Source organism: Bacterioplanoides pacificum (assembly GCF_042648445.1).
Classification (GTDB): domain Bacteria; phylum Pseudomonadota; class Gammaproteobacteria; order Pseudomonadales; family Oceanobacteraceae; genus Bacterioplanoides; species Bacterioplanoides pacificum.
Window position 1 is genome coordinate 1012930 of record NZ_JBHRYB010000005.1, and the last position, 25052, is coordinate 1037981.

Annotated in this window: 19 protein-coding genes; 5 read left to right on the forward strand and 14 right to left on the reverse strand. The window is 53.7% G+C overall.

The features are described from left to right. Positions 1-372 precede the first annotated feature (372 nt). The 10 genes from ACFOMG_RS09225 to ACFOMG_RS09270 form a co-directional block, all read right to left on the reverse strand. On the reverse strand, positions 373-2289 hold the full coding sequence (locus ACFOMG_RS09225) for a DUF748 domain-containing protein (protein ID WP_376866173.1): 1917 nt from the start codon (positions 2287-2289) through the stop codon (positions 373-375). A 57-nt stretch (positions 2290-2346) separates the two neighbouring features. Further along, on the reverse strand, positions 2347-4284 hold the full coding sequence (gene recD, locus ACFOMG_RS09230) for an exodeoxyribonuclease V subunit alpha (RefSeq protein ID WP_376866174.1): 1938 nt from the start codon (positions 4282-4284) through the stop codon (positions 2347-2349). Further along, positions 4284-8003: an exodeoxyribonuclease V subunit beta gene (recB, locus tag ACFOMG_RS09235; RefSeq protein ID WP_376866175.1), complete on the reverse strand. Its 3720-nt coding sequence runs from the start codon at positions 8001-8003 to the stop codon at positions 4284-4286. Before recB ends, recD begins: the two co-directional genes overlap by 1 nt. Continuing rightward, positions 8000-11380 carry an exodeoxyribonuclease V subunit gamma gene (gene recC, locus ACFOMG_RS09240; protein WP_376866176.1) on the reverse strand — a complete coding sequence of 1127 codons (3381 nt, stop codon included), beginning with the start codon at positions 11378-11380 and terminating at the stop codon, positions 8000-8002. The genes recB and recC overlap by 4 nt, the downstream gene beginning before the upstream one ends. 140 nt (positions 11381-11520) lie before the next feature. Next, positions 11521-12639: an alanine dehydrogenase gene (gene ald / locus ACFOMG_RS09245; protein WP_376866177.1), complete on the reverse strand. Its 1119-nt coding sequence runs from the start codon at positions 12637-12639 to the stop codon at positions 11521-11523. Between the two features lie 102 nt (positions 12640-12741). Next, entirely contained in the window at positions 12742-14328 is a 1587-nt protein-coding gene (locus ACFOMG_RS09250) for a response regulator (RefSeq protein WP_376866179.1), read from the reverse strand. 133 nt (positions 14329-14461) lie between these two features. Further along, complete coding sequence (locus ACFOMG_RS09255; RefSeq protein WP_376866181.1) at positions 14462-15022, reverse strand: chalcone isomerase family protein; 561 nt, start codon at positions 15020-15022, stop codon at positions 14462-14464. 109 nt (positions 15023-15131) lie between these two features. After that, on the reverse strand, positions 15132-15521 hold the full coding sequence (locus ACFOMG_RS09260; protein ID WP_376866183.1) for a diacylglycerol kinase: 390 nt from the start codon (positions 15519-15521) through the stop codon (positions 15132-15134). A 26-nt stretch (positions 15522-15547) separates the two neighbouring features. Next, positions 15548-16012: a DMP19 family protein gene (locus ACFOMG_RS09265; RefSeq protein WP_376866184.1), complete on the reverse strand. Its 465-nt coding sequence runs from the start codon at positions 16010-16012 to the stop codon at positions 15548-15550. A 168-nt stretch (positions 16013-16180) separates the two neighbouring features. After that, a complete protein-coding gene (locus ACFOMG_RS09270; protein WP_376866185.1) occupies positions 16181-17098 on the reverse strand; it encodes an alpha/beta fold hydrolase in 918 nt (305 codons plus the stop codon). Positions 17099-17302: 204 nt separating this feature from the next. On the opposite strand from ACFOMG_RS09270, the gene ACFOMG_RS09275 reads away from it, so the two are divergent. Further along, a complete protein-coding gene (locus ACFOMG_RS09275; protein ID WP_376866187.1) occupies positions 17303-17482 on the forward strand; it encodes a hypothetical protein in 180 nt (59 codons plus the stop codon). 9 nt (positions 17483-17491) lie between these two features. On the opposite strand, the gene miaE is transcribed toward ACFOMG_RS09275, so the two are convergent. From miaE to ACFOMG_RS09290, 3 genes are all read right to left on the reverse strand, one after another. Next, the gene (gene miaE, locus ACFOMG_RS09280) at positions 17492-18115 is read right to left on the reverse strand and encodes a tRNA-(ms[2]io[6]A)-hydroxylase (protein WP_376866188.1); all 624 of its coding nucleotides are present in this window, start codon (positions 18113-18115) and stop codon (positions 17492-17494) included. 78 nt (positions 18116-18193) lie between these two features. Then, positions 18194-18973: a flap endonuclease Xni gene (gene xni / locus ACFOMG_RS09285; RefSeq protein ID WP_376866189.1), complete on the reverse strand. Its 780-nt coding sequence runs from the start codon at positions 18971-18973 to the stop codon at positions 18194-18196. Then, positions 18970-20769 (reverse strand): ABCB family ABC transporter ATP-binding protein/permease, encoded by a 1800-nt coding sequence (locus tag ACFOMG_RS09290; protein ID WP_376866191.1) that lies wholly within the window; start codon positions 20767-20769, stop codon positions 18970-18972. Before ACFOMG_RS09290 ends, xni begins: the two co-directional genes overlap by 4 nt. Before the next feature lie 74 nt (positions 20770-20843). Between ACFOMG_RS09290 and ACFOMG_RS09295 the strand changes: the two genes are divergently transcribed. The 4 genes from ACFOMG_RS09295 (at position 20844) to ACFOMG_RS09310 (ending at position 24339) form a co-directional block, all read left to right on the forward strand. Continuing rightward, positions 20844-21935: a M14 family metallopeptidase gene (locus ACFOMG_RS09295; RefSeq protein WP_376866192.1), complete on the forward strand. Its 1092-nt coding sequence runs from the start codon at positions 20844-20846 to the stop codon at positions 21933-21935. Positions 21936-22063: 128 nt separating this feature from the next. Next, positions 22064-22759: a TorF family putative porin gene (locus ACFOMG_RS09300; RefSeq protein ID WP_376866193.1), complete on the forward strand. Its 696-nt coding sequence runs from the start codon at positions 22064-22066 to the stop codon at positions 22757-22759. A gap of 21 nt (positions 22760-22780) precedes the next feature. Further along, the gene (locus tag ACFOMG_RS09305; protein WP_376866194.1) at positions 22781-23596 is read left to right on the forward strand and encodes an alpha/beta fold hydrolase; all 816 of its coding nucleotides are present in this window, start codon (positions 22781-22783) and stop codon (positions 23594-23596) included. A 341-nt stretch (positions 23597-23937) separates the two neighbouring features. After that, positions 23938-24339 (forward strand): hypothetical protein, encoded by a 402-nt coding sequence (locus tag ACFOMG_RS09310; RefSeq protein WP_376866195.1) that lies wholly within the window; start codon positions 23938-23940, stop codon positions 24337-24339. A 231-nt stretch (positions 24340-24570) separates the two neighbouring features. On the opposite strand, the gene ACFOMG_RS09315 is transcribed toward ACFOMG_RS09310, so the two are convergent. Then, positions 24571-25044 carry a hypothetical protein gene (locus ACFOMG_RS09315; protein WP_376866197.1) on the reverse strand — a complete coding sequence of 158 codons (474 nt, stop codon included), beginning with the start codon at positions 25042-25044 and terminating at the stop codon, positions 24571-24573. Between the last annotated feature and the right edge of the window lie 8 nt (positions 25045-25052).

Sequence of the window (25052 nt, forward strand, 5' to 3'; positions counted from 1 at the left end):
CCGGGGTCCGGACCAAATAGCCCCGCTGTTTCAGAGCATAAAACGGGCCATTTATAAGCAGCCGAAAACCCGCTGCTTTGTAGTTCGTCGGATTGACTCCAGCCCCGTCATTCCGTTAAGTGCGGAGACAAAACCAACGACTGGATTAACGTGCAGATTCTTTTTTGAGTGGCATCCGACACCCCGGCTTTTCAGCAGCGGAAAAAATCCACCCATTCAGAGTAACGGACACCAAACACAAAATAAAACAGACTGTTTCGTTTTTGGCAGTAATTATTTTGCAGCACCCGGCAATTTCTGGCGCTGACTGGCAACCAAACCGGGCGCTATAAGCCATCTGCCGTGATTGCTACAAAGCCCGGCGGGTAGTGTTTAAAACCCCAGACTGACCACCGCCTCATCTCCCTGCTGAGGCTGGCAGGTTGTTACCCGTTCCAGCGCCTGAGGGTGATGTTGTTTAAACCAGCTTTTCACCAACAGCGCCCGGCTGAGCGCCAGCTGTTGCCAGTTTTTCAGCCCGGCCTGAGGATTGTCTGCCAGGCTCTGGGCTTCGCTGTGGCTGGCAAAGCCACATACCTGCAGCTCCAGCGCAGGTTTTTTCAGCATCATTTCGGCCACTTTATTCAGGTATTCGCCCTGCTCTTCGCTCACTTCTGCCTGCAATGGCTGGTAACGTAAGTCGTCGAGGCGGATCGCCAGCAGGTAATCACCGGCATAACTGGATAACGAAATTAATGTGCCATAAGGCTGTAACGCCTGCCTCAGGTAATAACCGGCCGCCTGTTTTAATGCCAGGGTGCTGAGCTGCGAGGTCAGATCATCCAGCCCGACATCCGGATCATCCACCCGGCCGGTTAACGGCACTTTTAAGCGGATATTGTTGTTATCGTCTTTTAATAATGACAAGGCCGTTTCCACCGGCATAGAAATCTGCTTACTAAGGCGGTCGATGGTGTCTTCATCAACCGGTACAAATTTGCTGTTGCGCAATAACAGTTTGCTGCTGCCATCCAGCTGAGCCTGGTCCACCCGCACATCGGCCTCCAGCTGCAACGATCCTTTATGTACCTGATAACCCATGGCCTGAGCCAGGTAACCGTTAAACGCCACCAGGTTGAGCTGACGAATTTCGACCACCATCCGCCCTTGCGGATAACCTTCAACCAGCGCCAGAGTGCCTTCAGCCAGCAGCTGATTGTAATCATCCAGTGCCGCTTCCAGCTCCAGCAACACCGGCTGGGTCAGATCGGCACTGTTGATCTGACCAATCTTCAGTGTCTTTATCTGTAAACTCAGCTCAGCCGCGGGCGTCACACTGGCGTCGTGAAAGTGCAGCTGTGATTCCTGCCCGAGCTGACGGATACCAGCGATAATCAGCTCTGGAGTGGTGTCGGCTGTTTTTTCCTCCGCCGCAGTAGCGACCACCTCGGCGACCCGTTCGTTTTCGTCACTGGCGGCCTGCTGAGCAGCATCCACATCGTCTGCAACGGGCCCACGGGCCTGACTCTGTATCGGCACACCGCCGTCGGCTGGCTGCCCGGCGGCTACTAGGCTGGCAGCATCACCGTCACTGAACGGCGCATCGGCCACCGGTGTCGTCGCTGCCTTCTCCCGGCTGTGTTCTGCCGCCGACGGCGCAGCGGCCGGAGGCGTGTGGCCTGCCGGACTCAGGCCACGAAGCGTTCCGTCAGCCTGTTTTTCCAACTGTGCCACCAGACCGCGATAACCGTGCAATCCGGTGCTGAAGCGTTGTGCCTGAGGATCAGCCTTAAGGTGTTCAATCTGGTAACTCTCCAGCGTCAGCAGCGGCTGCTCGGCAGCGCCCAGGCGCAGCCCGGAAAGTGTCAGCTGCTGCAGTTGTTGCTGCCACTGATCAGCACGAATCCCCTCCAGCTGCAAGCCCCCTAATGCCACTGGCGGCAGGTCACTGGCTTCCAGCTGCAACCCCGACAAACTCAGGTCACCACTGAAGCGCGACTCCAGCAATGGCCGGTATTGCCAGCTAAGCTGTATCTGCTCCAGCGTTAAGCGCTGCAATTGCGAAATGCTGCCACCATCGGGCTGATGTACGGCGATATCCAGCAGCGCCAGGCGCCCCTGCAATAATTGCAGATCCCAGTCGGCAATTTGCAGCGTTTGTCCCGGATATTGCCCGGCATACCAGTCTTCGGCGTAACGAATGGCAAACATAGGCCCGGCCGTCAGCACCAGTCCCAGCAACACAGAAATCACCAGCACCAGATAAACACTGGTTTTTAATAACGTCCGTAGCACCCTTTTTGCGGTCAAAATCCTGCTCCTGTTTCTTCATCGTCAGATCCGGCCTGCGCCGCATCCATCACGGTTTCATTCACTCAGCCATAACTGGTCGCGCAAACCACTGGCACGTACCACCCGACTGGCCACGCCGGTTTTCCAGCTGCGCAGACTGGTCAATAAACGAAAACGCTGTTTCGCCCGGGTAATAGCGGTGTAAATCAGTTCGCGGGTAATCACACTTTGCCAGTCTGCCGGCAACATCAGAAAGACCGAACCAAACTCGGACCCCTGACTTTTATGGACAGTCATGGCAAAAGCGGTTTCGTGATCGGGTAAGCGGCTCGGCAATAACAGCCGCAACTCACCATCGCTGCTGCGAAAAGCCACTTTCAGCCGTGGCTCACGCCCGGCTTCTGTGACCGCCACCACAACCCCGATATCACCGTTAAACAGACCCAGGTCATAATCGTTGCGACTGATCATAATCGCCCGACCAGGATACATTACACCATCGTATTGCTGCTGCCGGTCCAGCTGAGGACGCAACAGCCGTTCGATACGGCGATTGATTTCCTCCACCCCAAAACTGCCCTGGCGGGTGGCACATAACACCTGAAAATCATTAAACCGTTCCAGAATCTCTGCACTGTCACCCTGCTGTACAGCGCGGCAATAATCGCGGTAACCCTGATTCACCGCCAGTTGCCAGTGGTCATTATTAACCGTCAGCCGGCTGTTTTCGTCATGCCAGTTGACCTCAATATCATCAAAACGGCGGAAACAATCCAGGGCCTGCTGATAATCACCCCGGTTAACGGCAGCGGCCAGCTGACCAATACCACTGTTGGCGTCAAACCGATGCGACACACGCAGCTGGGCGATCGCATTCTGGATACCACAGTCCTGGTCGCGTTGTTCGATAAAACCACTCAGGTCTTCACCACACACCTGCTGCAGCCGCGCAGCAAATTGGGGCGCCGGGCCGTGTTCATGGCCGGCATCACATAAATCAGCCAGCACACTGCCCGCTTCAACCGAGGCCAGCTGATCACGATCACCCAGCAGAATCAGCCGGCACTGCGGCGATAACGCCTGCATCAGATGGTACATCATCGGCAAGTCAATCATCGATGCTTCGTCGACCACGATACAATCGTACGGTAAAGGGTGACCGGCATGATAACGAAATCCGCGCGGGCTCCAGCCTAACAGACGGTGCAAGGTGAAGCTGTTATCCGGAATCTGCTCACCGTGGGGCAACAAGCGGCCATCACGCGCGGCCAGTTTGGCGTTTCGGATCGACTCGGTCATTCGCGCAGCGGCCTTACCGGTGGGCGCTGCCAGAGCGATGTGCATCGCGGGCTTGATACTCAGCAAGGCACTGAGCAGACGGGTAACCGTGGTGGTTTTACCGGTACCCGGGCCACCGGTGATCACCGCAAACCCCTGCAGGCAGGCCGTTGCCGCCGCAACCTTTTGCCAGTCAATCCGCTCACTGGCGACAAATAACTCCGTCAGTGCCTGTTGTAATACCGCTGACTCAGCGGCATCGCAAAGATCATGACCGGCCTGCAAACGGCTCCGGATCGCCTGATAAACACCCCGTTCGTAAAAGAAATAGCGCGCCAGATAGAGCCGGGGCTGAGGCTGGCACACATCGAGTACCAGCGGCTGATTACACCACAGCAACTCGTCAGCCGGCGTATGCCGGACATAAACACAGTCACACTCCCCCAGCTGCGTCACCAGCCGCTGGGATTTTGGCCAGTGAATCGCCAGTTCGGCCAGCGGACACTGCTGCAACGGCAGACACACCTGACCTTTTGCCAGTGCCACACTGAGTAACACGCCACTGAGATACAGCAGCCGGGCAACCTCATCACTGGCATCTGGCTGGTAACTTAACAGCTGCTGCGCCAGTTGCAGGTCGATGGCACGCAATTTATTGTCCTGCTGCAACTGTCTACAGGTGTGCTGTAACCCGGCCAGGCCACGGTCGGCGTTCACGTCATTAATCCGCAGCATCAGCCAACCTCCGGCAGCAAAGTCTGTTGCCAGCGCTGTAGCGCATCAAAATCAACCGCTGCATAGTACACCCCGGCATGTTGCTGCAGTCGCTCGGCGTCTGCACCGGTATCGCTGTCGGTAAACAGGTCATCTGCGCTGTCCTGCTGCAAACTGCCTGCGGGCTGATCGCCGAATTCACGGATCATGCCGCGCAGATAAAAATAAAACACACCGCCAAGGTGTTGCTGCGGCTGATAGTCCGGCAAACGCTGGCGTAATAAGCGGTCCAGGGCCAGGGTATAAATCCAGGCCTGGATATCGTAATGGTGCTCTTCCATGGCCTGATTCAGAGACTCGGCAACATAATCCTGAGCCTGATAACCCAGATGGTTGGACTTATAATCGGCGACATAATAACGCCCGTTATGGCAAAAAATTAAATCAATAAATCCTTTTAAATAACCACTGACCGCATCAAACTGCAGCTGCTTGCCCGCCATCAGGCGATTCACCGCCGCTGCAGTCAGTGGCTGGGTGGTGTCGGGCAGTGGCAGGTGAAACTCCATTTCATCCAACCGCTGCGACCGTTCCAGCTGCGCCAGAGTAAAACACTGTGTGCCTTCAGGAGCGCCAACATACAGCGGCGTGTTAACCACCTGCTGCAGCCACTGGCAGACATCCTCCAGCCCGGCGTTAATGGAAAAATAGGTTAACTGCTCGGCACAGATACGCTGTAACTCGGCGGCATCACGAAAATCCCAGTGTTCCAGCATGGCGTGTAAACAGGTACCCGGGTTGGCACCTTTGGGGAAACTCAGGGCTGGAGGTAACGCTGCGGGCAAGCCGGAGGTGGTGTTTTCCGGCCGCGGCTGAACCCCCGCTGCCTGAACTTCCCAGTCCAGCTGTTGTAAATCCGGGTCCTGCCAGTCGGGAGTTGTACTTTCGTGAACCGGGTGACCGGCCGAATGGGCGGTCAGCTGGCTGTAACTGGTGACCCGCCAGCTGTCCCATAACCGGCCACTGAATGACTGTGCCACCACCGCCGGCACAGCTCCCCGGGCCGCAGCACTGCCCGGGTAATCGGTTGCACAAAACGGCGCAACGGCAATCGCCTCATGACTCAGTTGTTGCTGCAGCGCCTGCCAGTCCGGCTCAGCGTCCAGGCCAAGTAAATAGCCCAGCGCGGTGTGTTCAATTAACGCCTTGTTGCGCCGGCCATCACGGGCATTGGCCAGCCAGATATAACAGCCAAATTTTGCCCGGGTCAGGGCGACATACAATAAGCGCAGATATTCCGCTTTAATATCGCGGATCGCCAGCGCTTTGGCATCCTCGTCCGGCGCCAGATCCAGCACCATAGCCGCAGGCCGGTCATCGTCGTAACCCTGATAATACTGAGCTTCGGTCTGGCGCGCCGGAATATAACTGTCGTCCCACAAAAACGGCAGAAAGACCAGCGGATACTCCAGTCCTTTCGACTTGTGAATGGTAACGATAGTCACCAGATTGGCATCGGTTTCCAGCCGCAACTGAGCCTCGTCGCCGCTGCGCTGCAGGTCCAGTACACGTTCGCTGAACCAGCGAATCAGCCCCTGACTGCCACGAATGCGACGTGCTGCCGTTTGCAACAATTCTCCCAGGTGTATCAGGTTGGTCAGCCGCCGCTCGCCATCCGGGTGCTGGCGCAGAGACACCGCCAGCGCACTGTCATCCGTATCCGTCAGCGGAGTTTCCAGCCAGGCCATGATAGCCGCCATAATGCCGCGCTGTTGCCAGAGTTGCTGATAACGCACCATGTGTTCCAGTTGTTGTTCCCAGGCCTGCTCGTCGTTTAACAGACGATCCAGCTCGGTTGCGCTCAATCCCTGAGTCACGGTTGCCAGCGCGGTGCGCACCGCACGTTCATCCGCCGGTTGTTGCACGGCATTCAGCCAGGCCAGCACATCCCGCGCTTCCTGGCTGTCATAAACACTGTCACGGGTCAGGAATACACTGCCGACCTGTTCGGCGCTCAGCGCATCGCGGATCCAGCCAGCCTGACGGCGGCTGCGTACCAGCACTGCAATGTCGCCGGCGGCCACCGGTCGATCTCCGAGCCGCTGCTGATCGTCATAGATCAGGCTGGCGATCTGACGGGCACACTGTGCGGCCGCCTGTTGTTGCGCCTGCACACGGCTGACGGGCTCAGGCTGCAGCCAGAACTGTAATGGTTGCAGCGGCTGCCAGGATTGATCCACCTGCTGCTGACGCAAACCACCACCATCATTGTTGCCCGCCGCCGCTACCGGGTGAAAACCGATATCAGCGGCAAACACAAACGGATTCGGGTGGCATTGCCAGACATGATTAACCGCCGCAATCAGCTGCGAATGGCTGCGCCAGTTAGTACCCAGAGTAAAATGGCGCGTTTCGGGCAGCTGTCGCCGGGCCTGCATATAGGTAAAAATATCCGCCCCGCGAAAACCATAAATCGCCTGTTTCGGGTCACCAATCATGGTCAGGCCATAACCCTGCCCCGAGCCATCACAGCTGTCACCGGGAGGGTAAATCGCATTAAAAATCTGATATTGCTGCGGGTCGGTATCCTGAAATTCGTCGATCATGGCAACCGGGTAACAGGCGCGGATCTGCTGCGCCAGGTGCTGCCCCTGCGGCCCCTGCAGGGCACTGGCGAGCAGGCGTAATAAATCGTCCGGAGTCAGTGCTGAGGCCTGTTCCAATAACAGGAAATAGCGCTCACGCACCTGTTCAAACAATTGCATATCCAGCTGCAGCGCCAGCGCTTCGGCCTGCTGATAAAACTGCTCGATTTGCTCAAATAACGGCTGTTGTGGCGCCTGCCCTTTTTTGGTTTTCTGCTGCAACACAGAAGCACAGAACTTTTCCAGTTCCTTAACGACCGGCAACCGGAAGCCGTCGTTCAGATAGCCACTCACCAGGGCCAGCCAGCGCGGTAAATTGCGCGTGCTATAAGAGCGTTTATCAACCCCGGATGCACTGATCAGATCGCCCACAGCACTGTCGCCCAACTGCTGCCAGCTTTGTTTAACCGCCTCAAACTGCTGTTGCAGCTGCTGCCAGCGGGTTTCAAAACTGCCATGCTCCGGTGACGGAATAAATTGCAGCTGTGGCCGCGATAACCAGTTGCGGAAACGGGCCAACAGCGCCTCTGGTCCGGCATAGCGGTTGAGCCAATAACGTCCCTGAGACGGCGTCAGGTGATAGCCCCCCTGACGCCAGATGTCTTCGCAGGCCTGTTGCAGATAATCATCAGCATCCAGCACCAGCTCTGAATCAAACATCACACCGGAATCAAACGCGAACTGCTTCAGCATGCGCTGGCAAAAGCCGTGAATAGTAAACACGGCGGCCTCATCCATCTGCGCCAGGTTGGCTTGCAGCCAGCGGCTTAATGCTTCCGGTTCGGCGTCGTCCAGCTCAGCGATCAGCGCCGCAAACGCAGGATCCTGCGCCTCGCTGCCCGCCGCCAGACGCAAACAATCTTCAAAACTGAGGCGCAGCCGCTCACGGATACGGCCACGTAATTCTTCCGTCGCCGCCCGGGTAAAAGTCACCACCAGAATCTGATCACACCCCAGACGAGGCAGTGGACTGTTATGGCCAAGCAACAAACGATTGTATAACGCGGTAATGGTAAAGGTTTTACCGGTACCGGCACTGGCTTCAATCAGCGCCTGGCCGGTCACCGGGAAAGCCGCAATATTCAGTGTTTTCATGCCTTGACACCTCCCGGAGCCTGACCGGCTGGCGAGTCATCCAGCAGGTGTTGCGCCATGGAGCTGACATACACGTCGTATTGCTCCAGCCAGCGCTGAAAAAATTCCGGCTGCTGTAACTGTGAAGTCAGGTGCGGCAAACAACGCTGCAGGTAAATATCCGCTAACGGCGAATATTCATTATTCAGATGCTGTTGCAATAATTTTTCCCGCGCCTGTTGCTGTTCATCCGCCTGGTCGTATTTACCCGAAGCCATTAACTGCTGATGTTCCCATAACACATCAATTATAAAATCCAGTGGTTGTTGCCAGCATTGCCAGTAATCGTCCACCGCTCGCTGCACCAGTGCCTGCGCTTCGTGGACGGCCGGAGCCCGCAGCCGGTACTGAATAACAGCGCCACTTTTTTTATCCAGACCATAAATAACCGCCTGGCGTACCTCACTGGCTCCCGCGGCACTGGCCATCACCAGATCCAGCCAGGCCGATAATAAATGTTGCCCGCGCACACCACCCACGCGATGAAAAATCAGTTGCTGCTGCCCGGCTGCCTGCAGAAATGCCTGTTGTAATTCGCCAATCACCCGACCTTCCGCCAGAGTCAGCTGCAGCGCCCGGGCTTCCAGCGGCTGATCACACTCGGCCTGCAGAGTGTGTCCCAGCGGTAATAATTGTTGCTCAATCTGCTCAGCCCAGACCCGGCCAAGATTATTAACCGGCAATTTACCCAGTGCCTGCTGCCGGGATAAAAACCGGTCTTCGTGTTGTACCTGAAAATCCTCCAGCCAGCGCTCGCGTAACTGGAATAATTCCAGGCCGTCAGGAACAAACGGTTCTTCCGTTTGTTGTGATTGCCAGAATAAATCCAGCCCACAGCGCAACCGGCGACGAACAAAAAAACGGGCCGGATTTAATAACGCCTGCTTAACATCGTCCCAGAGGATTTCCTGGCGATCCAGTTCTGCCGGAATGCTCAGCGCCCGGGACACAAAGTCGGCGACGTCCGTTTGCTCGCGGCTGTTGCTGACGGCCGCCCAGATCGGTTGATAACTGCTGAACTGCGTGGCATTAAACGGTTGCAGTGGTAATTCATGCAACAAGTGTTGGTGAAGTTTTTGCCGGCTGCTGGTATGTGGTAATGCCTGCCACTCTGTCAGCGTGTAGCCATCACAAATATAATCCTGTAATTCGCTGACCAGCACCGAGGGTTGTAATTCATTGTTTTCCCGTGCATCACGACCACGGTAACTGATGTATAAAAACTGCTGCGCCGAACACACCGCCTCAAGGAATAAATAACGGTCGTCGTCACGGCGGGAACGATCACCACGACGGCTATTACCCGACACCATCAGATCAAACCCGACCGGTGTTACCCGGCGAGGATAATCTTCGTCGTTCATGCCCAACATACACACGGCTTTAAACGGAATAGAACGCATCGGCATCAGGGTACAGAAGTTAACCGGCCCGGCCAGAAAACGCTGCCAGCCGCCCTGCTGCCCCAACTGTTCGTTAAACCAGCTGCGTACCACCACATGAGTTAACCGGGCGTTAAACCCTGCATCCAGTAAACTTTCCTGCCAGCGGCCAATGGCATCGCGGATTTTCTGCAATGAGGCGCTGTCATTCAGATCGGGCAGACAAAAAGCATCGATTAAATCCAGCAGCTGCTGTTGCCAGTCCGCTGCCGTCCGTTCTGTTGTCAGCTGCTGTTGCCAGTATTCCAGGGTATCGATCAGTACCATCAGTTTTCCCAGCAGCTCCGCAGCCGCACCTTCAACGGCGGGAACCGGGACATCCTGCTGCCACTGGCCAGCGTCATCCGGCAACATCAGACCCAGCATTAATTGCCGCAATCCTTTACGCCAGCTGTTCTGCTCAAAAGCCGGTAATCCCAGACGCTGACGATGTTCGCCATCCAGTCCCCAGCGGATTTCCGCCCGCAGCAGCCAGTCTTTTAATTGTTCAACGTCATCATCGCTGAACTCAAAACGACGGCGAATCGCGGCCACATCCAGCCAGTCCTGCACATCGGTGACCAACAAGCGGCTATCGGGCAACGCCAGTAACGATAACCAGGCTTCGATCAGCGGATTTTCCTGGGCCATCGACTGGTCAGCAATGGCCCAGGGAATACGGGTACTGTCATGGACTGACGAAAACACCGCATCAATATAGGGGGCGTACTGGTCGATATCCGGCACCATGACCACCACATCGCGCGGTTTGAGTTGCGGGTCGCGGCTGAACCAGGATAACAACTGATCGTGTAACTGCTGCACCTCCCGCAAGGCACTGTGAGCAGAAACAAAACGAATGCTGTCGTCATCCGCAGCAACCGGCGTTTTAAATTGACTGTGCTGTAATGCTGCAGCGCTGAAAGCGGCCTGCTGTTTATCCTGCAACTGCAGAATGTCCTGCTGAATATGTTGCAACAGCGTTGCCGGCTGATCCGTCGTCACCCAGGCTTCGATATCGCTGATGTCACTGTCATGTACCAGGGTTAAAAACTCGCGTCCGAGCTTTCCCCAGGATGCCAGTAACGGGTTACCACGATCAAAATAATCGGCAGCCTGAGGTTGTTTTTTTAAAATCTGTAAACGCCGGCGATCATCAATAATATCGCCCCAGAAATTTTTACACGGATTTAATAAAAAAAAGTGCACATCGGTTTTTGCAGCGATGGCCTGTAGCACATCCCAATAACTGCCGGGCAACGCCGCAATACCAAACACAAACAAGCGTTTTGGCAAATTTTCCAGCTGCTGCGGCTGTTGCTCCACCAGCTGGCTCAGCTGTTGTAATAACCGCGCCCGGTGATCGAGTGAATGACCCAGCTGCTGACTGTCATTAATTAATTCCCGCCATAAATGCGGTTGCCAGGGATGACGCGAAACATCCGTGTCGGTTACTGAATCATCTCCGCTTTCCCAGCTTAATAACCAGTCGGGCCGGTACACCAGATATTGGTCAAAGACATCGGCAATTTTATGTGCCAGCTGGTAACAACGCAGACCGTCATGGTCGTTATCCAGATAATGGGCAATTGGCTGGTATACAGGCTGTTGCATTAACTGCGGTAATAAACGCATTAATTTCCACGCCATCGCCTGTTTTTCAAAATGCGAGCGTTGTGGTAATTCCGGTTTCAGCTGGTTAAATACGGTCCAGACAAAGCTGGATGGCAGTGGAAAATCAAGCTGAGCAGCAATGCCCAGGCCATCGGCTAACTGCAGTTTAAGCCAGTGCGCCATCCCCTGACTCTGAACCAGAATGGCTTCCTGTTCGAAAGGTGTGGGCGGTTGCTCGGCCATCAGTTTAACTAAGATGCCGCGCAGAACTTCAAGATCGTTGGAATGGTATAAGCGAAACATGCGTTTCCTGGCCGATGAATTAACCGACCGTTAGAGTAACAAAACGCAGCTTTCAGCATAACTGCCCGCCACCGACAAGGCGGGCTTTTTCGCGACTATTTTTTTAGCCACCATTATTCAAACCGATCCGGTTTCATCCGTTAAGAGGACAACAGCGACTCACGGGAAGAATAATCAACCTGCTGACTGGCCGCCACTTCGGCACTGGTTAACTGGCCGCACCAGATATTCAGCCCCTGCAATAAAAACGGGTCATCCAGCAACGCCTGGCGCGTGCCCTTATCGGCCAGCGCCAGCACAAATGGCAACGTGGCATTGTTCAGCGCCTGGGTTGAGGTACGGGCCACTGCGCCCGGCATGTTGGCCACACAATAATGCACCACCCCTTCTTCAACAAAGGTAGGGGCGCTGTGGGTGGTTGGCCGGGCGGTTTCCACGCAACCGCCCTGATCGATAGCCACGTCAACAATCACACTGCCGGACTTCATCGACTCCAGATGATTGCGGTTAACCAACTTTGGCGCCGCGGCGCCCGGAATAAGCACAGCCCCAATCACCAGGTCCGCCTGAGGCAATACTTCATCCAGTGCCGTGCGTGTAGAGTTCAGTGTCTGAATGCGATTGCCAAATTGCTGATCAAGTTCACGCAAGGTCTGCATCGAAGTATCCAGCACAGTCACATCGGCGCCCATACCGCAGGCAATCGATACCGCGTTACGGCCGACAACGCCGCCACCAATCACCACAACGTTACCGGCGGGTACGCCAGGTGCTCCGGATAACAACACACCGCGACCGCCGGCTTCCATCTCCAGACTCCGGGCGCCGGCCTGTACCGCGATACGCCCGGCTATTTCAGACATCGGCGCCAGTAGTGGCAGCCTCCCGCTGCGGTCTGTTACCGTTTCATAGGCGATAGCAATCACACCACTGTGCTGCAATGCCCGGGTCAACTGCGGGTCCGGTGCCAGGTGGAGAAAGGTAAATAACGTTTGCTGCGGCTGCAGCAGAGGAATTTCTTCAGTTTGCGGTTCTTTGACTTTGACAATCAGCTGCGCCGTACGATATACATCGGCCGCCCGCTCCAGCATCAGCGCACCGCTGGCCAGATACGCATCATCACTGAAACCGATGGCTGCACCCGCGCCCTGCTCCACCAGCACTTCATGACCATGATGTACCAGCTCCCGCACACTGTTGGGCGTCAGTCCGACACGATATTCGTGGTTTTTAATTTCCCGGGGCACACCAATTTTCATAGCCAGCTCCATCCGCAACCGTCACCTGACTCTGAGTTTAGTTTAAAAAACAACCCGGATCAGATCGTTTTGCCGGACAGCCACGGCAGGGAAAGATCGAGATCAGTTCGGTGCAGGGTTCAGCAGCTCAGCCAGTTGCTGATAAAGTGTCTCGGCCTGCACCGGTTTGGCCAGCACCTGATCCATACCAGCGGCCAGACACTGTTGTATTTCTTGTTGAGTCACCGCCGCCGTGAGCGCAATAACCGGCCCCAGGTAACCCCGGCTACGCAGTTCCCGGGCGGTACTGAAGCCATCCTTTAGCGGCATTTGACAATCCAGAATGATGACATCCGCCAGGCTGAAATCATGTTGCAATAACGGCAAACCGTCATCAAAAGCCTGTACATCCGCTCCGGTTTTACTGAGCATATGTGCCAGCACTTTACGGCTGGTGGCATCGTCTTCACATAACATCAGGTATTTACCACTCAGCGATAACACCTCTGCTGGCTTGCTCTCGTCCAGCGCCCCGGCATCCGCCAGCGCCAGTTCCAGCCAGAAACAACTGCCATCGCCCTCATGACTCTCCACTCCAACTTCACCTCCCATCAGCTCAGCCAGACTGCGACATAAACTGAGCCCCAGTCCGGTCCCGCCAAACTGCCCGGCAATGGTTGCATTCTCCTGCTCGTAGGCATCAAAAATATGGGTCAGACGATCAGCGTTAATACCGACGCCGTTATCAATCACCTCAAACCGGATACGTCCGGCCACCGCCGGCGACAAGCGCAGAGTAATAGTGCCGCCCTCGGCGGTAAACTTAAACGCGTTACTGAGGTAGTTCATCAGGATCTGCTGAATACGTAACGCATCACCCTGAACAAAACGTGGCAGCCCGGTGGCAATATCGGTATGAAAGCTGACGGACTTAAGCTGCATATTGGCAGAAAAAATAGCACCGACTTTATTCACCAGCTCAGCCAGCTCGAATGGCTGCGGATGTAATTCCAGCTTACCGGCTTCTATCTTCGATACATCCAGCACATCGTTTACGATCCCCATCAATGCTTCGGTGGTGTATTTCAGGTTATCCAGCAGCTGTTGCTGTTCATCGTCCAGGGTTGTATCCGCCAATAACTGTACGGTCCCCGCCAGGCCATTTAACGGCGTCCGGATTTCATGACTCATATGAGCCAGAAACTGGGTTTTTGCCTGGGAAGCTTTATCCGCGCGAGCGACCTGGCGGCCAAGATACTGAGCTTTAATAATATCGTGATAATTGCGCAGCGCCGTGGTCAGGGAAAAAAACAGCCGTCCCTGAGTAGCATCGGATTTGGACAGGTAATCGTTAATATCGTAATCGCGGATCACTTCGTGCTGGGGCGCATAACCGGGCTGGCCGGTACGCAAAATGATACGCACATTATGATTATCGAGCTGGGTACGGATCGCTTCCACCAGACGCAAACCCGCGTCATCGGTTTCCATCACCACATCCAGCAACAACACGGCAATATCCGGCCGCTGGGTGAGAATCTGACGGGCTTCGGCAGCACTCTGAGCTTCAAGAATTTCCAGACTACGCTCATCATAGCGGAAACGAGACAACACCAGCCGGGTCACTTTCAGAACCGACTCATCATCATCAACCACTAATAAAGGTAACCGGTCCTGCAGCAGATCCGGCGGATAGTGCTCAGCGCTCATAACGTCCCTATCTGATTTACCCGCACCAGTATGACACGCCAGAGAGTATAGCCGAAATGTCCGCGATCAATTTTTACACAGTCATACATTTGTAAAAAAACTCCGGGTCGTACGACGCGGAGTTTTTATCACATCAGCTGTTCAGCATGTCGTCTTTCAGACTGTCCTGAACCGGGTCATCAGATAACCAGATGCCAAACAGCGCCTGTTTGAACTTCAGCCCTTTAACATTCGATTTGGCTTCACCATTGCGGTACACAGTGACACCGGATTGAGGTTCATACACCAGATCAAAGGTATCGCCTTCATCAACAGCATCCTGGAAAGCGCTGATCAGCTCTTCGATATCGTCTTCAATTTCTGCCGTTTTACCACCGGTTGAACGCACAAAGCCATCACGGGTAGAGTCCGACATCCGCTTCGGATTGATCATACCGGAGACAATATGCAGACGAATCGCCATCGGTTCATCCGCGGCAATAATATCGGCAGCGCTCTGGCCACTGGCAGGCAGGTATAAAGCAGCGACATACATGTCCATGAAAAATTTGGTACGGACACCAACGCCGTTCAGGGAAAGGGAGGTACCGGCGGCCTTCAGGGTATCGGCAACATCAACACCAGAGACTTCTTTGGCTGTCGCACTAAACGACAACGGCAACAATAACGCCAGGCTCAGGAGAATACGCAACATGGGAGATTCCTTTATGTTTGTTTTTATCAATTAGCTGGGAGCCGTTTTATAGTGTCCGCCGACGGGAAATGCAAGCGCGGGTTGTGCCAAACGACTTCCGTCCGACACGCTACAACCAGTGTGGTAAAAAAACAAGAGAGGCGACAACCAGGGATGCCAGCGCCGTCAGCAAGACCGCGCCAGCAGCGATATCTTTGGCCTTACCGATCAGCGGATGGTGCTGCGGATGCAGCGCATCGGCCAGCGCTTCCAGTGCGGTATTAAGTCCTTCAGCTGCCATTACCAGAGCAATGCTTAATATCAGTGCCAGCCACTCCCAGCGCGCCAGCCCGGTGATCAATCCGGCAACAATCACCAGCAGCGCCGCCAGCAAATGCAGCTGCGCATGGGTTTCGTGTCGGAACAACTGCGCCACCCCACTGAAGGCATAGCGGAAACTGGCTATCCGGGTACGAATCCAGTGCATCAGACCTCCACAGGCCATCAGGCTCAGCCACATCGGGCTGAGCATCCGCGGTGGCGGAATCAGCGAAAGTCTTTCAGGTTTTTGGCAACGAAGCGTAACGTCATCTCGACCAGATTTTCACCGGCATCGTAAAAACGATCATCCAGTTCGGCAATGTCGTCTGCGTGTTCACTTTCGATATGATCGAACAACTCAATCCGTTCATCTTCATCGGCAGGCACCCGGCGGTCACTAAAAAAATCGACCAGCCGATCGAGTAATTTATGGGTTTCTTTGGCTTTAATGGCTTCCAGTGCCAACAGGGTGTCGTCCGTTTTGGCGCCCGCTTCATGATGGATAAACTGCACAAAACCGCCGTTTTCCATTTCCCGTAACAAGTGGTCGATACAAAAAACCACTTTTTCCGAATGACTCAGGGCGTCGTAGCCGAAATCTGCTTCCTTGTCGTAGATCACATCCGTAATCTGCAGAAATGAATCGGTTTCATCAGCGACATCCAGTGCCGCCTGAATCTCCATGTTCATAAGATGTTACTCGTTTCTCTCTTATTGTCAGGGTTAAGCCACCATAGCCTACCCCTTATTGTTTGACAAAGGTTTTACAGTGCCGGTTTTATTATCGGTCGCCCAACAAAAAAGTCATGTTGTCAGTTTTGGCGCAATCGGCACCAACGCCGGAGTGGCCAATGCCCGTTAAACGCGGCCGTCGTTGATAATCGCCAGGATACGTTCGCTGGTTTCTGCGGGCTGTTCCATCGGGAAGCAGTGGCTATGGCCAAAACGCTGCCAGCGAATATGATCATTTACCCTGGCTGCCCGGCGTGCTGATTTGCGAATAAAGCCGTAACTGTTATCCGCCACCAGAATATCCACCGGTACTTTGACGTGACGCACCGCATGCCATAAACCACGCGGATAAGAGCCAAAAATAGCGCCTTCCCAGCGCGGATCGCAACTCAGTTGCCGTTCGCCCTGACAATCAAAGCTACCGCTGTCGACAAATGCCTGCAGTACTTCCGTTTGCCAGTGACGGTATAACGTTTTCTGCTGCAGATCCCGCAACATATCCGCTGCCGACGGCCAGCGCTGGCGACGATTACTGACCGAACGAACCAGCGCGCTGCGTTTCCAGGCGCCGGTGACCCGCATCACTTGCTGACCAAGAATCAGTTCCGGTGAAAATAACACCGGGTCGAGTAAAATGATGCGCTTAAATAATTGTGGCTGGCGTGCCGCCGCCAGCAGTGTGATCACCCCACCCATCGAATGGCCAATGCCAATGGCCGGGCCCTGATCAGCAAGGTTCTGGCGCAGTGCCTGGGCAACCGATAATGCCATCGCCGGCCAGTCGGGCATACGATGCTTCGGTTGTTGTGAACCACCATGACCGGGCACATCGGTCAGCCATAACGGCCAGTCATCGGGCAACCCCGCAGCCACACCACTGAGGGTTAATGCCGAAAAACCATTACCGTGCAGAAAATGCACCGGTGTTTGCCTTACATCACCGCTGCGATGGTAACCATGTAGCGTATGCCCATGGCGGCTGGTCGGGTCGGCCAGCGTCCATTCATTAAGGGAATCCGGGGCAAGAATGCAGGAGGTGCTCATAAAACATTGAACCAATAACTATCAGGCGCGCGATCATACCCAGCACAACTGACAAAAACCATATCAGATCTGCGCAGCCGGATTAGCGGATTTGTCAGCAATGGGAAAAATGGCTCAAAAAGTGTACTGCTCAGATATTGCACAGCCGTCAGATTACTCTAAGCTGGAGCGTGTTGTTCAAGCCCTGAATGGAGATTCGTGACAATGACGTCTGCCACCGTATTATCCGCACTGGAAGCCAACCGTCGTTTTACTGATTTAAAAGATGCCGAAGCCCGGCTGTCACAGGCTCGCCGCGACCTGGATGCCCGGGTCATCGACGAACAGGAATATCAGGAAATTACCGATGTCTGCCTGAAAATCATCCGCGCCAGCCGCGACTGACGCAACACGTCAGCTGGCCTGCGCCGGAACACCGCTGTGAAAGCGGAATTCATCATCTTCGGATTCAATCAGCTGTTGCTCCAGCTCACGGAACAGCGCCACCCGGTCGTCAATTGGCTGACCGGCGTATTGCGCTGCCAGACCCAGGTAGTCCTGATAATGGCGTCCTTCGGAACGTAGCAGCGAGCGGTAAAACTTTTCCAGTTTGTCATCCAGAAACGGCGCCAGTTTGGCGAATCGCTCACACGAACGCGCTTCGATAAAAGCCCCGACAATCAACACGTCCACCAGCTCAGCGGTGGCATCACCCTTACGCACGGCATCGCGCAACCCCGACGCATAACGTGATGACGACAGATGGCGATAACGAATACCGCGCTCCTTCATAATGTTAACCACCTGCTCAAAGTGCAGCAGCTCTTCGCGTGCCAGCTGACTCATCTTTTTTAATAAGTCGTCACGTTCAATGTGTTTGTACAGCAGGTTCATGGCGGTTGTGGCGGCTTTTTTTTCACAGTTAGCGTGATCGATCAGCAGAATTTCCGGCTGTTTCAGAGCCTCGGCCACCCAGCTGTCCGGCGTTTCACAGCCGAGAAAATCATTAATTTCTGCCAATACTGCATCGATACTCATAGTTAACCCACTGAAAAAAGAAAAGCGGGCGGATTCTAGAGAAAAGCCCGGGCGGCGACAATGACGGAGCGCAATTTGTCAGGAACGCGCCTGCCAGCGCAAATCATGCAGATTAATCCCCAGCGGCACATCCAGCCGCAAGCGGGCGAGAATGCGGGTTAATAACGCACTCTGCCAGTGCTGACGCAGCTTATGGGCCGCCTTTTTATTCGCCGATTGTTCAAGCGTATCAAGCTGCACCAGAATATGATCCAGCGAGCCGTACTGATCCAATAAATGACCTGCGGTTTTTGGACCAATCCCTTCCACTCCGGGCAGATGATTGGTGCTGTCACCGGTCAGCGCCCAATAATCCACCAGCTGCTCCGGCCGTAACGCAAACTTCTGTTCCACCATCAGCTCGTCGTAACTGAAACGATCAAAGTGATTACGTACCTGAATACGGCCATTCACTAACTGACAAAAACCTTTATCGGTCGATAAAATCATCACCGGCACACCGGCAAACGCCGCTTTATCGGCCAGCGTGGCAATTACGTCATCGGCTTCCCAGCCAGCCAGATCTAGGCAGGGTAAACCGTTACTGCGGAAATAGGCCGTTACCGCTTCCAGCTGATCCGCCAGCGGCTGTGGCATCGGCGGTCGGTTCAGCTTGTAGTCCGGCCATAATTCGTGGCGCCAGGTCTGGCATTTCTGCTCAAACACCATCACCACATGAGTGGCCTGGAATTGTTCGGCATTGCGGGCAATGGCGCTTAAACAACGGCTTTGGGTAGCTTCTATCTGCAGTTCGCCTTCCGGCGCCGCCGCATAAATACGGCGTATCAGATTCATCGCATCAACAATTAACAGTTTCATTTATCCGTTTCCTTCTGCATTTGCCACAGCTGGTAATAGCGTCCCTGGCGCGCCATCAGCTCACTGTGGCTGCCCTGCTCCACCACCTGACCCTGTTCCAGTACAGCAATACGGTCAGCGTCCACCACCGTCGACAACCGGTGGGCAATAATCAGCGCCGTATGTCCGGCGGACACCTGACGAATGGCTTCCATAATGCCGCGCTCGGTATGTGAATCCAGTGACGATGTGGCTTCGTCAAAGACCATAATGGCCGGTTTCTTTAACAACATACGGGCAATGGCGATACGTTGTTTTTCACCCCCGGACAATTTCAGACCGCGCTCACCGACCCGGGTATCCCAGCCCTGTTCCGCCTGAGCCAGCAAAGTTTCCAGATGCGCCAGGCGAATCACCTGCTGCAATTCAGCGTCGCTGGCATCGGGTTTGGCATACAGCAGGTTATTTTTTAACGTGTCGTTAAACAACACGGTATCCTGCGGCACAATCCCCAGCTGACGGCGTAATTCGTCCTGAGGCACCTGATCAATCGGCTGACCATCAATACGGATAGCGCCGCTGCCAACCTCATAAAAGCGGAATAATAATTTTGTCAGGGTCGATTTCCCGGCACCGCTGGAGCCAACCACCGCCAGTGTTTTACCCGCTTCAATGGTCAGCTCCAGCTGTTGCAATATTGGCCGCCCGGCATGGTAAGCAAAGCTGATGTGGTCAAACCGGACTTCACCAGCGCCAATCCGCAACGGCTCAGTGCCGTTATCAGCAACAGCCGGCGTTTCATCCAGCAGTTCAAACATGCGCTCGATATTGGCCATCGATGCTTTAATTTCGCGGTAGACAAACCCGAGAAAATTCAGCGGCAGAAACAACTGAAACATAAACGCGTTCACCAGGGTAAAGTCACCCAACGTCATCTCACCCACCACCACGTAATAAGCGGCAAACATCAGCATGGCTAACATCGCCAGCGATATGATCAGCGCCTGGCCCGCGTTTAATCCAAACAGAGTTAAGCGATTTTTACGGCGTGCCTGTTCCCAGCCAGCCAGGGCTTCGTCATAAGCACTGGCTTCACGTTGTTCGGCGGTGAAATATTTCACCGTCTCATAATTTAATAAACTGTCGAGCGCCCGGGCATGTGTGGTGGAATCTGCCTGCGCCGCCTGACGCACATAATGAGTCCGCCATTCGGTCATTTTGACCGTGTAAGCGACGTACAACACCACGGCCAGCAAGGTAATCAGCGCAAAGACCGGCGGATAATTAATCAATAACACACCGATCACCATCACCAGCTCCAGCAGGGTCGGGCCGATATTAAAAACAAAAAAGCGCATTAAAAAACTAATACCACTGGTGCCGCGTTCAATATCACGCTGCAACGCGCCGGTCTGCCGGTCGAGGTGAAAATTCAGACTCAGGCTGTGCAAATGGCGGAACAAGCGCAGCGACATACGGCGCATGGCCCGCTCGGTAACCCGGCCAAACAACAGGTCACGGATTTCCCCGAGCAACACATTAAAAAAGCGCACTGCGCCATAGGCTAATAACAGCCCCAGCGGAAACCATAACCACCAGTTATCGGCCGCCGTCTGTTGCAGCCCGGATAAGTGATCAACCTGATATTTCAGCAGAAACGGCATACCCACACTGGCCAGTTTGGCCGCCACCAGGCACAACAAAGCCGCCACCACCCGCCAGCGGTATTCCATCAGGTATGGCCATAACGTGACGAACCAGCGGCGGATACGCAGTTGTTCCGGCTGACTGACGGGAGGCTGGGAAAACGATTTCATCAAATTGTTACTCTTCACTGATGTGATAGTGGGATGCTGCCGACGGCACAGCGAAGAGTAAGGACCAGAGACCTGTGATTCAACGCATTTACCAGATAAAACGTGCATTACCCGAATTATTCGAGCTGGAAAAACTGATCGACACCGGTCATCAACATTTGCGGGTCAGTGTCGCAGCTGACATCTCCTTCGATGATGCCCAGCTGCCCGCCAGTTTAACACTGCCGTTTTATGTGCTGGAAACCGGCTCAGATGCGCCACTGGCACCAACTCTGGTACTGATCGGCGGAGTGCACGGCATTGAACGCATCGGCACTCAGGTGATCCTGTCGTTTTTGCGCACCTTATTACGGCGGCTGGAATGGGACCCGGCAATACATGAACAGCTCGCCCAGGTACGGCTGGTGATGATACCGCTGGTAAACCCCGGTGGCATGTGGCGCAACACCCGCGCCAACCCGAATGGCGTCGACCTGATGCGTAACGCCCCGGTTGAAGCGCAACACAATACCCTGCTGGTTGGTGGTCAGCGGCTCAGCAAACACCTGCCCTGGTACCGGGGCAAAAAAGGCGCGCCGATGGAGACCGAAAACCAGGCGCTCACGGAAACCATGCGTCGTGTATTAACACAACAAAAACACTGCATCAGCCTGGATTGCCATTCCGGCTTTGGCTCCAAAGACCGGATCTGGTTTCCCTACGCCAAAAGCCTCGATCCCTGGCCCAGTATTGCAGAGGCCTATGCGCTGACGCAGCTCTTCGAACACACCTACCCCAGTCATGACGTTTATTTGTTTGAGCCCCAGGCCCACGCCTACACCACCCATGGTGATATCTGGGATTATCTCTACGACGATTATTGTGCGCGCCAGCCAGACGGCCTGTATCTGCCCCTGACACTGGAAATGGGGTCCTGGTTGTGGCTGCGTAAAAACCCGCGCCATCTGTTGCGCTACCACAGCTTTTTTAACCCGATGTTACCGCATCGCCATCAGCGCATCCTGCGCCGTCATCTGACCCTGTTTGATTTTTTATTATCCGCCGTCCGCAGCATGCCGGGCTGGGCGCCGGATAACACGCACAGCAAAACCCTGCTGCACCGGCGCGCCATAGAACGCTGGTATCCGGCCACACTCAACAGCAGCCCGGGCAACAGCCAGACATAACGTCAGCACCGCACAGCCCCTGCTGCGGGCTGAAAAAGTAAACTTGGGTCAATCAGCCGGAGACACCACACAAAGTGAGAAAAATTGCGTATGATAGCGACCTGTTTTTTCTGACTAAGTTTGAATCCATGTTACGTGCACCCTTTGCAGCCATTCCGTTTGCCCTGGCGCTCAGCGCCGCGAGCCATGCCGACTTTAACGCCGACATTGGTATTGGCAGTGAATATCTGAAAGACGGTATCAGCCAGTCACGTGGCCAGGTCGTTGGCCAGGCCGGACTGACTTACCACAATGATCTGGGCCTGTATGGCGGCGTATGGGGTTCGAATATCGACCAGCGAAATAACAGCGCGCATTCCGAACTGAGTGGTTTTGCCGGCTGGTATCTGCCACTGACCTCAGGCCTGGCACTGGATGCCGGACTGACCCATTACCGTTATCAGGGCGATGCCGCGTTATCCGGCAACGCCTATGACGAAGGCTTCGCTAAAATCCTGATCGACGACGCCTGGATGTTAGGCTGGCGCCATGCAGAGGATTATCTCGGCAGTGAAAAAGCCCGGCGCTCGCTGGAAACCGCCTATACACTGCAAACCGAGACCTTCTCGATCGAATTTTATCTGGCACAGAATCGTTATCTGGAAATCGACGCAGACACCAACTACGGTAATAACCGGGACGACTACTGGCATGTGCGGTTTGGCCTGGAACGCAGTTATAACAACTGGGATTATCGTCTGAAACTGGAGCGCACCAATTTAGGCTCACGCTTTGATGCCGGTACCGCGATCACTTTCAGCATGCACCGCTATTTTAACTTTTAACCCGGCAATAACGGAGACGCGATGAATACAGACTCAGCCACCATCGCGTCACCGGCTACCCCAACGGTGCTGGTGTTGTTACGCGGCCTGATACGCAGCCGTTTCCACTGGCAACAGTTTCCTCAGCAGCTACAACAAACCTTTCCTGACGCCATCATCCTTACCCCGGAACTGGCTGGCAATGGCGAACGTTACCTGGAGAGCACTCCGGCCTCGATTGCCGGCATGATGGCGGATATCCGCCAACAGGTGAAGCAACAGTACCCTGCCAATACGCCGCTGACTCTGGTTGCCATTTCCATGGGCGCCATGATTGCCACCGAATGGGCGCAACAGCACCCGGAAGAAATTCAGCAGCTGCATCTGATTAACACCAGCTTTGCCAATGTCTCGCCGCCCTGGCACCGCATGCGGGCGGCAGCGGTATTATCATTAGCGGCCAAAGCCTTAAATCGGGAGCAGCTGGAGAATGCCATCATCCGCTGGACCATCAACCTTAACAGCGACCCTCAGCTGAATAATCGCTGGCAACAATTTGCCCAACAACATCCACTCAGCCGCCGCAATGCACTGGCACAACTTCTGGCCGCCAGCCGTTATCGCGCCCCCCGAACGGCACCACAAGCGGCAACCTGGTTGTACAACAGCCTGGGCGACCGGCTGGTTAACCCGGCCTGCAGCCAGACGATTGCCGAGCGCTGGCAAAAACCGCTACTGACGCATCACTATGCCGGGCATGATTTGCCCATGGATGATGGCGAGTGGCTGGCGCAGTGTATATTTTGTAATGTTGGATTGGGGCAAAACACCACTAAGAATCAACAGAGCAATCCTTAACAACGCAAATCTCTAACGCATATCGGCGTACCAACTTCTCGGCAACACTTCCGGCAGCCTGACTTACTTACGCCATTACAGAAAACACGTAAAAATTCCGAAGGTGCTCTCTGGAATCTCCCTGTATTTTTAAACAAAAAAGTGTCTGGCGGCGATTCACATTGAGAGTATTAACAGCATTGCAAGCATGTTATTAATGAGTGAATTTTTAAGAAAAAGGCATGGTTATTTTCAGAGATATGATTATAATATCTTTAATTTTTTATGCTGAATTTTTCAACAATGAAAAACTCACACACTAAGAATTATAAATGCTCACACCACCCACAGGAGTATTCATTATGTTTTCTAATATTACGCGAATAAATTCCGAAGGAAATTCAATAAAAGTTAATAGCATTGGAATCCAACAAGAAAAGTGCTTTGGATTATCCTGGGGGAGTAAAAAAATATTTTTTGACAACTCTATAACTGCAACCTCAATCAATAACGATCAATATCTTCTGATTATTGAATCAACCTCACCAGAAACACTCATCGTATTAAAGCCTGACTCCAGTGAGTTATTTTCGCTACACCCACCAAAACTAAACGGTAAATATTTAAATTTTCTATACCCTCAAATACATAAAATCGATAGAAAACTAGTAGGACTAGTATTCACAGACGGAAAGATTGACTATAAAACATCTTTCTCCTTAGAAAATCCGTCTTATGACAAACTCATAGAAGTGCCTAAATAATAAAAAATAGTCGTTTAAAAATAAAAAAGACTTATAGATCAAAATTTGGCATAACTTAATTACCACAGAAAACCCACCAACCAAAAAATTTAAGTCTGTAGCACATATCAATACAACTACATGCCAAGTTTTGAGAGCGCAACCCCAGCCACACATTGCATTGCCGTCAAGAATGTGCTCACGATACCAGGAAGAAACAAGGTCTACATAGTCATCTGTTCTGTCTAACATTTATCCAACAACCACATCGTACAAACAGTCAGGTGGCGCACATTCTTCAAAATCTGCAAGTATCTTAGATTCTAACTGCGCAAGATTTACAGTTTTCACCTCTTCTATCTGACTACTATCCGTTATGGCTACGACGAAACGCGTTGCTTTAGCTTCCTGAATCATAGTCATAAGAAAATCTATCAACAATTGCAGGCGTGCTTTACCCTTACAAGGAAAACCAATATCAGTATCCAATGCATAATCTACGTAATCGGTCAGATAGCTAGTGTTTGTTTTTCCCGGCTTATCTCCGACAACAAAAGCTATACAGCTTTCAGTATCAATAGGAGCCATCCGCTCTGGATAGTTATATAACTCAGAGACGAGTATCGACTTAACCCCAATACCTGTTTTCTCTTCAAGAAATTTAAAGAACAAGTCTTTGTTTGAAACTTCGGAGCCTTCAAAATAGCCATAAACTTCGTTTGACATATCATCAC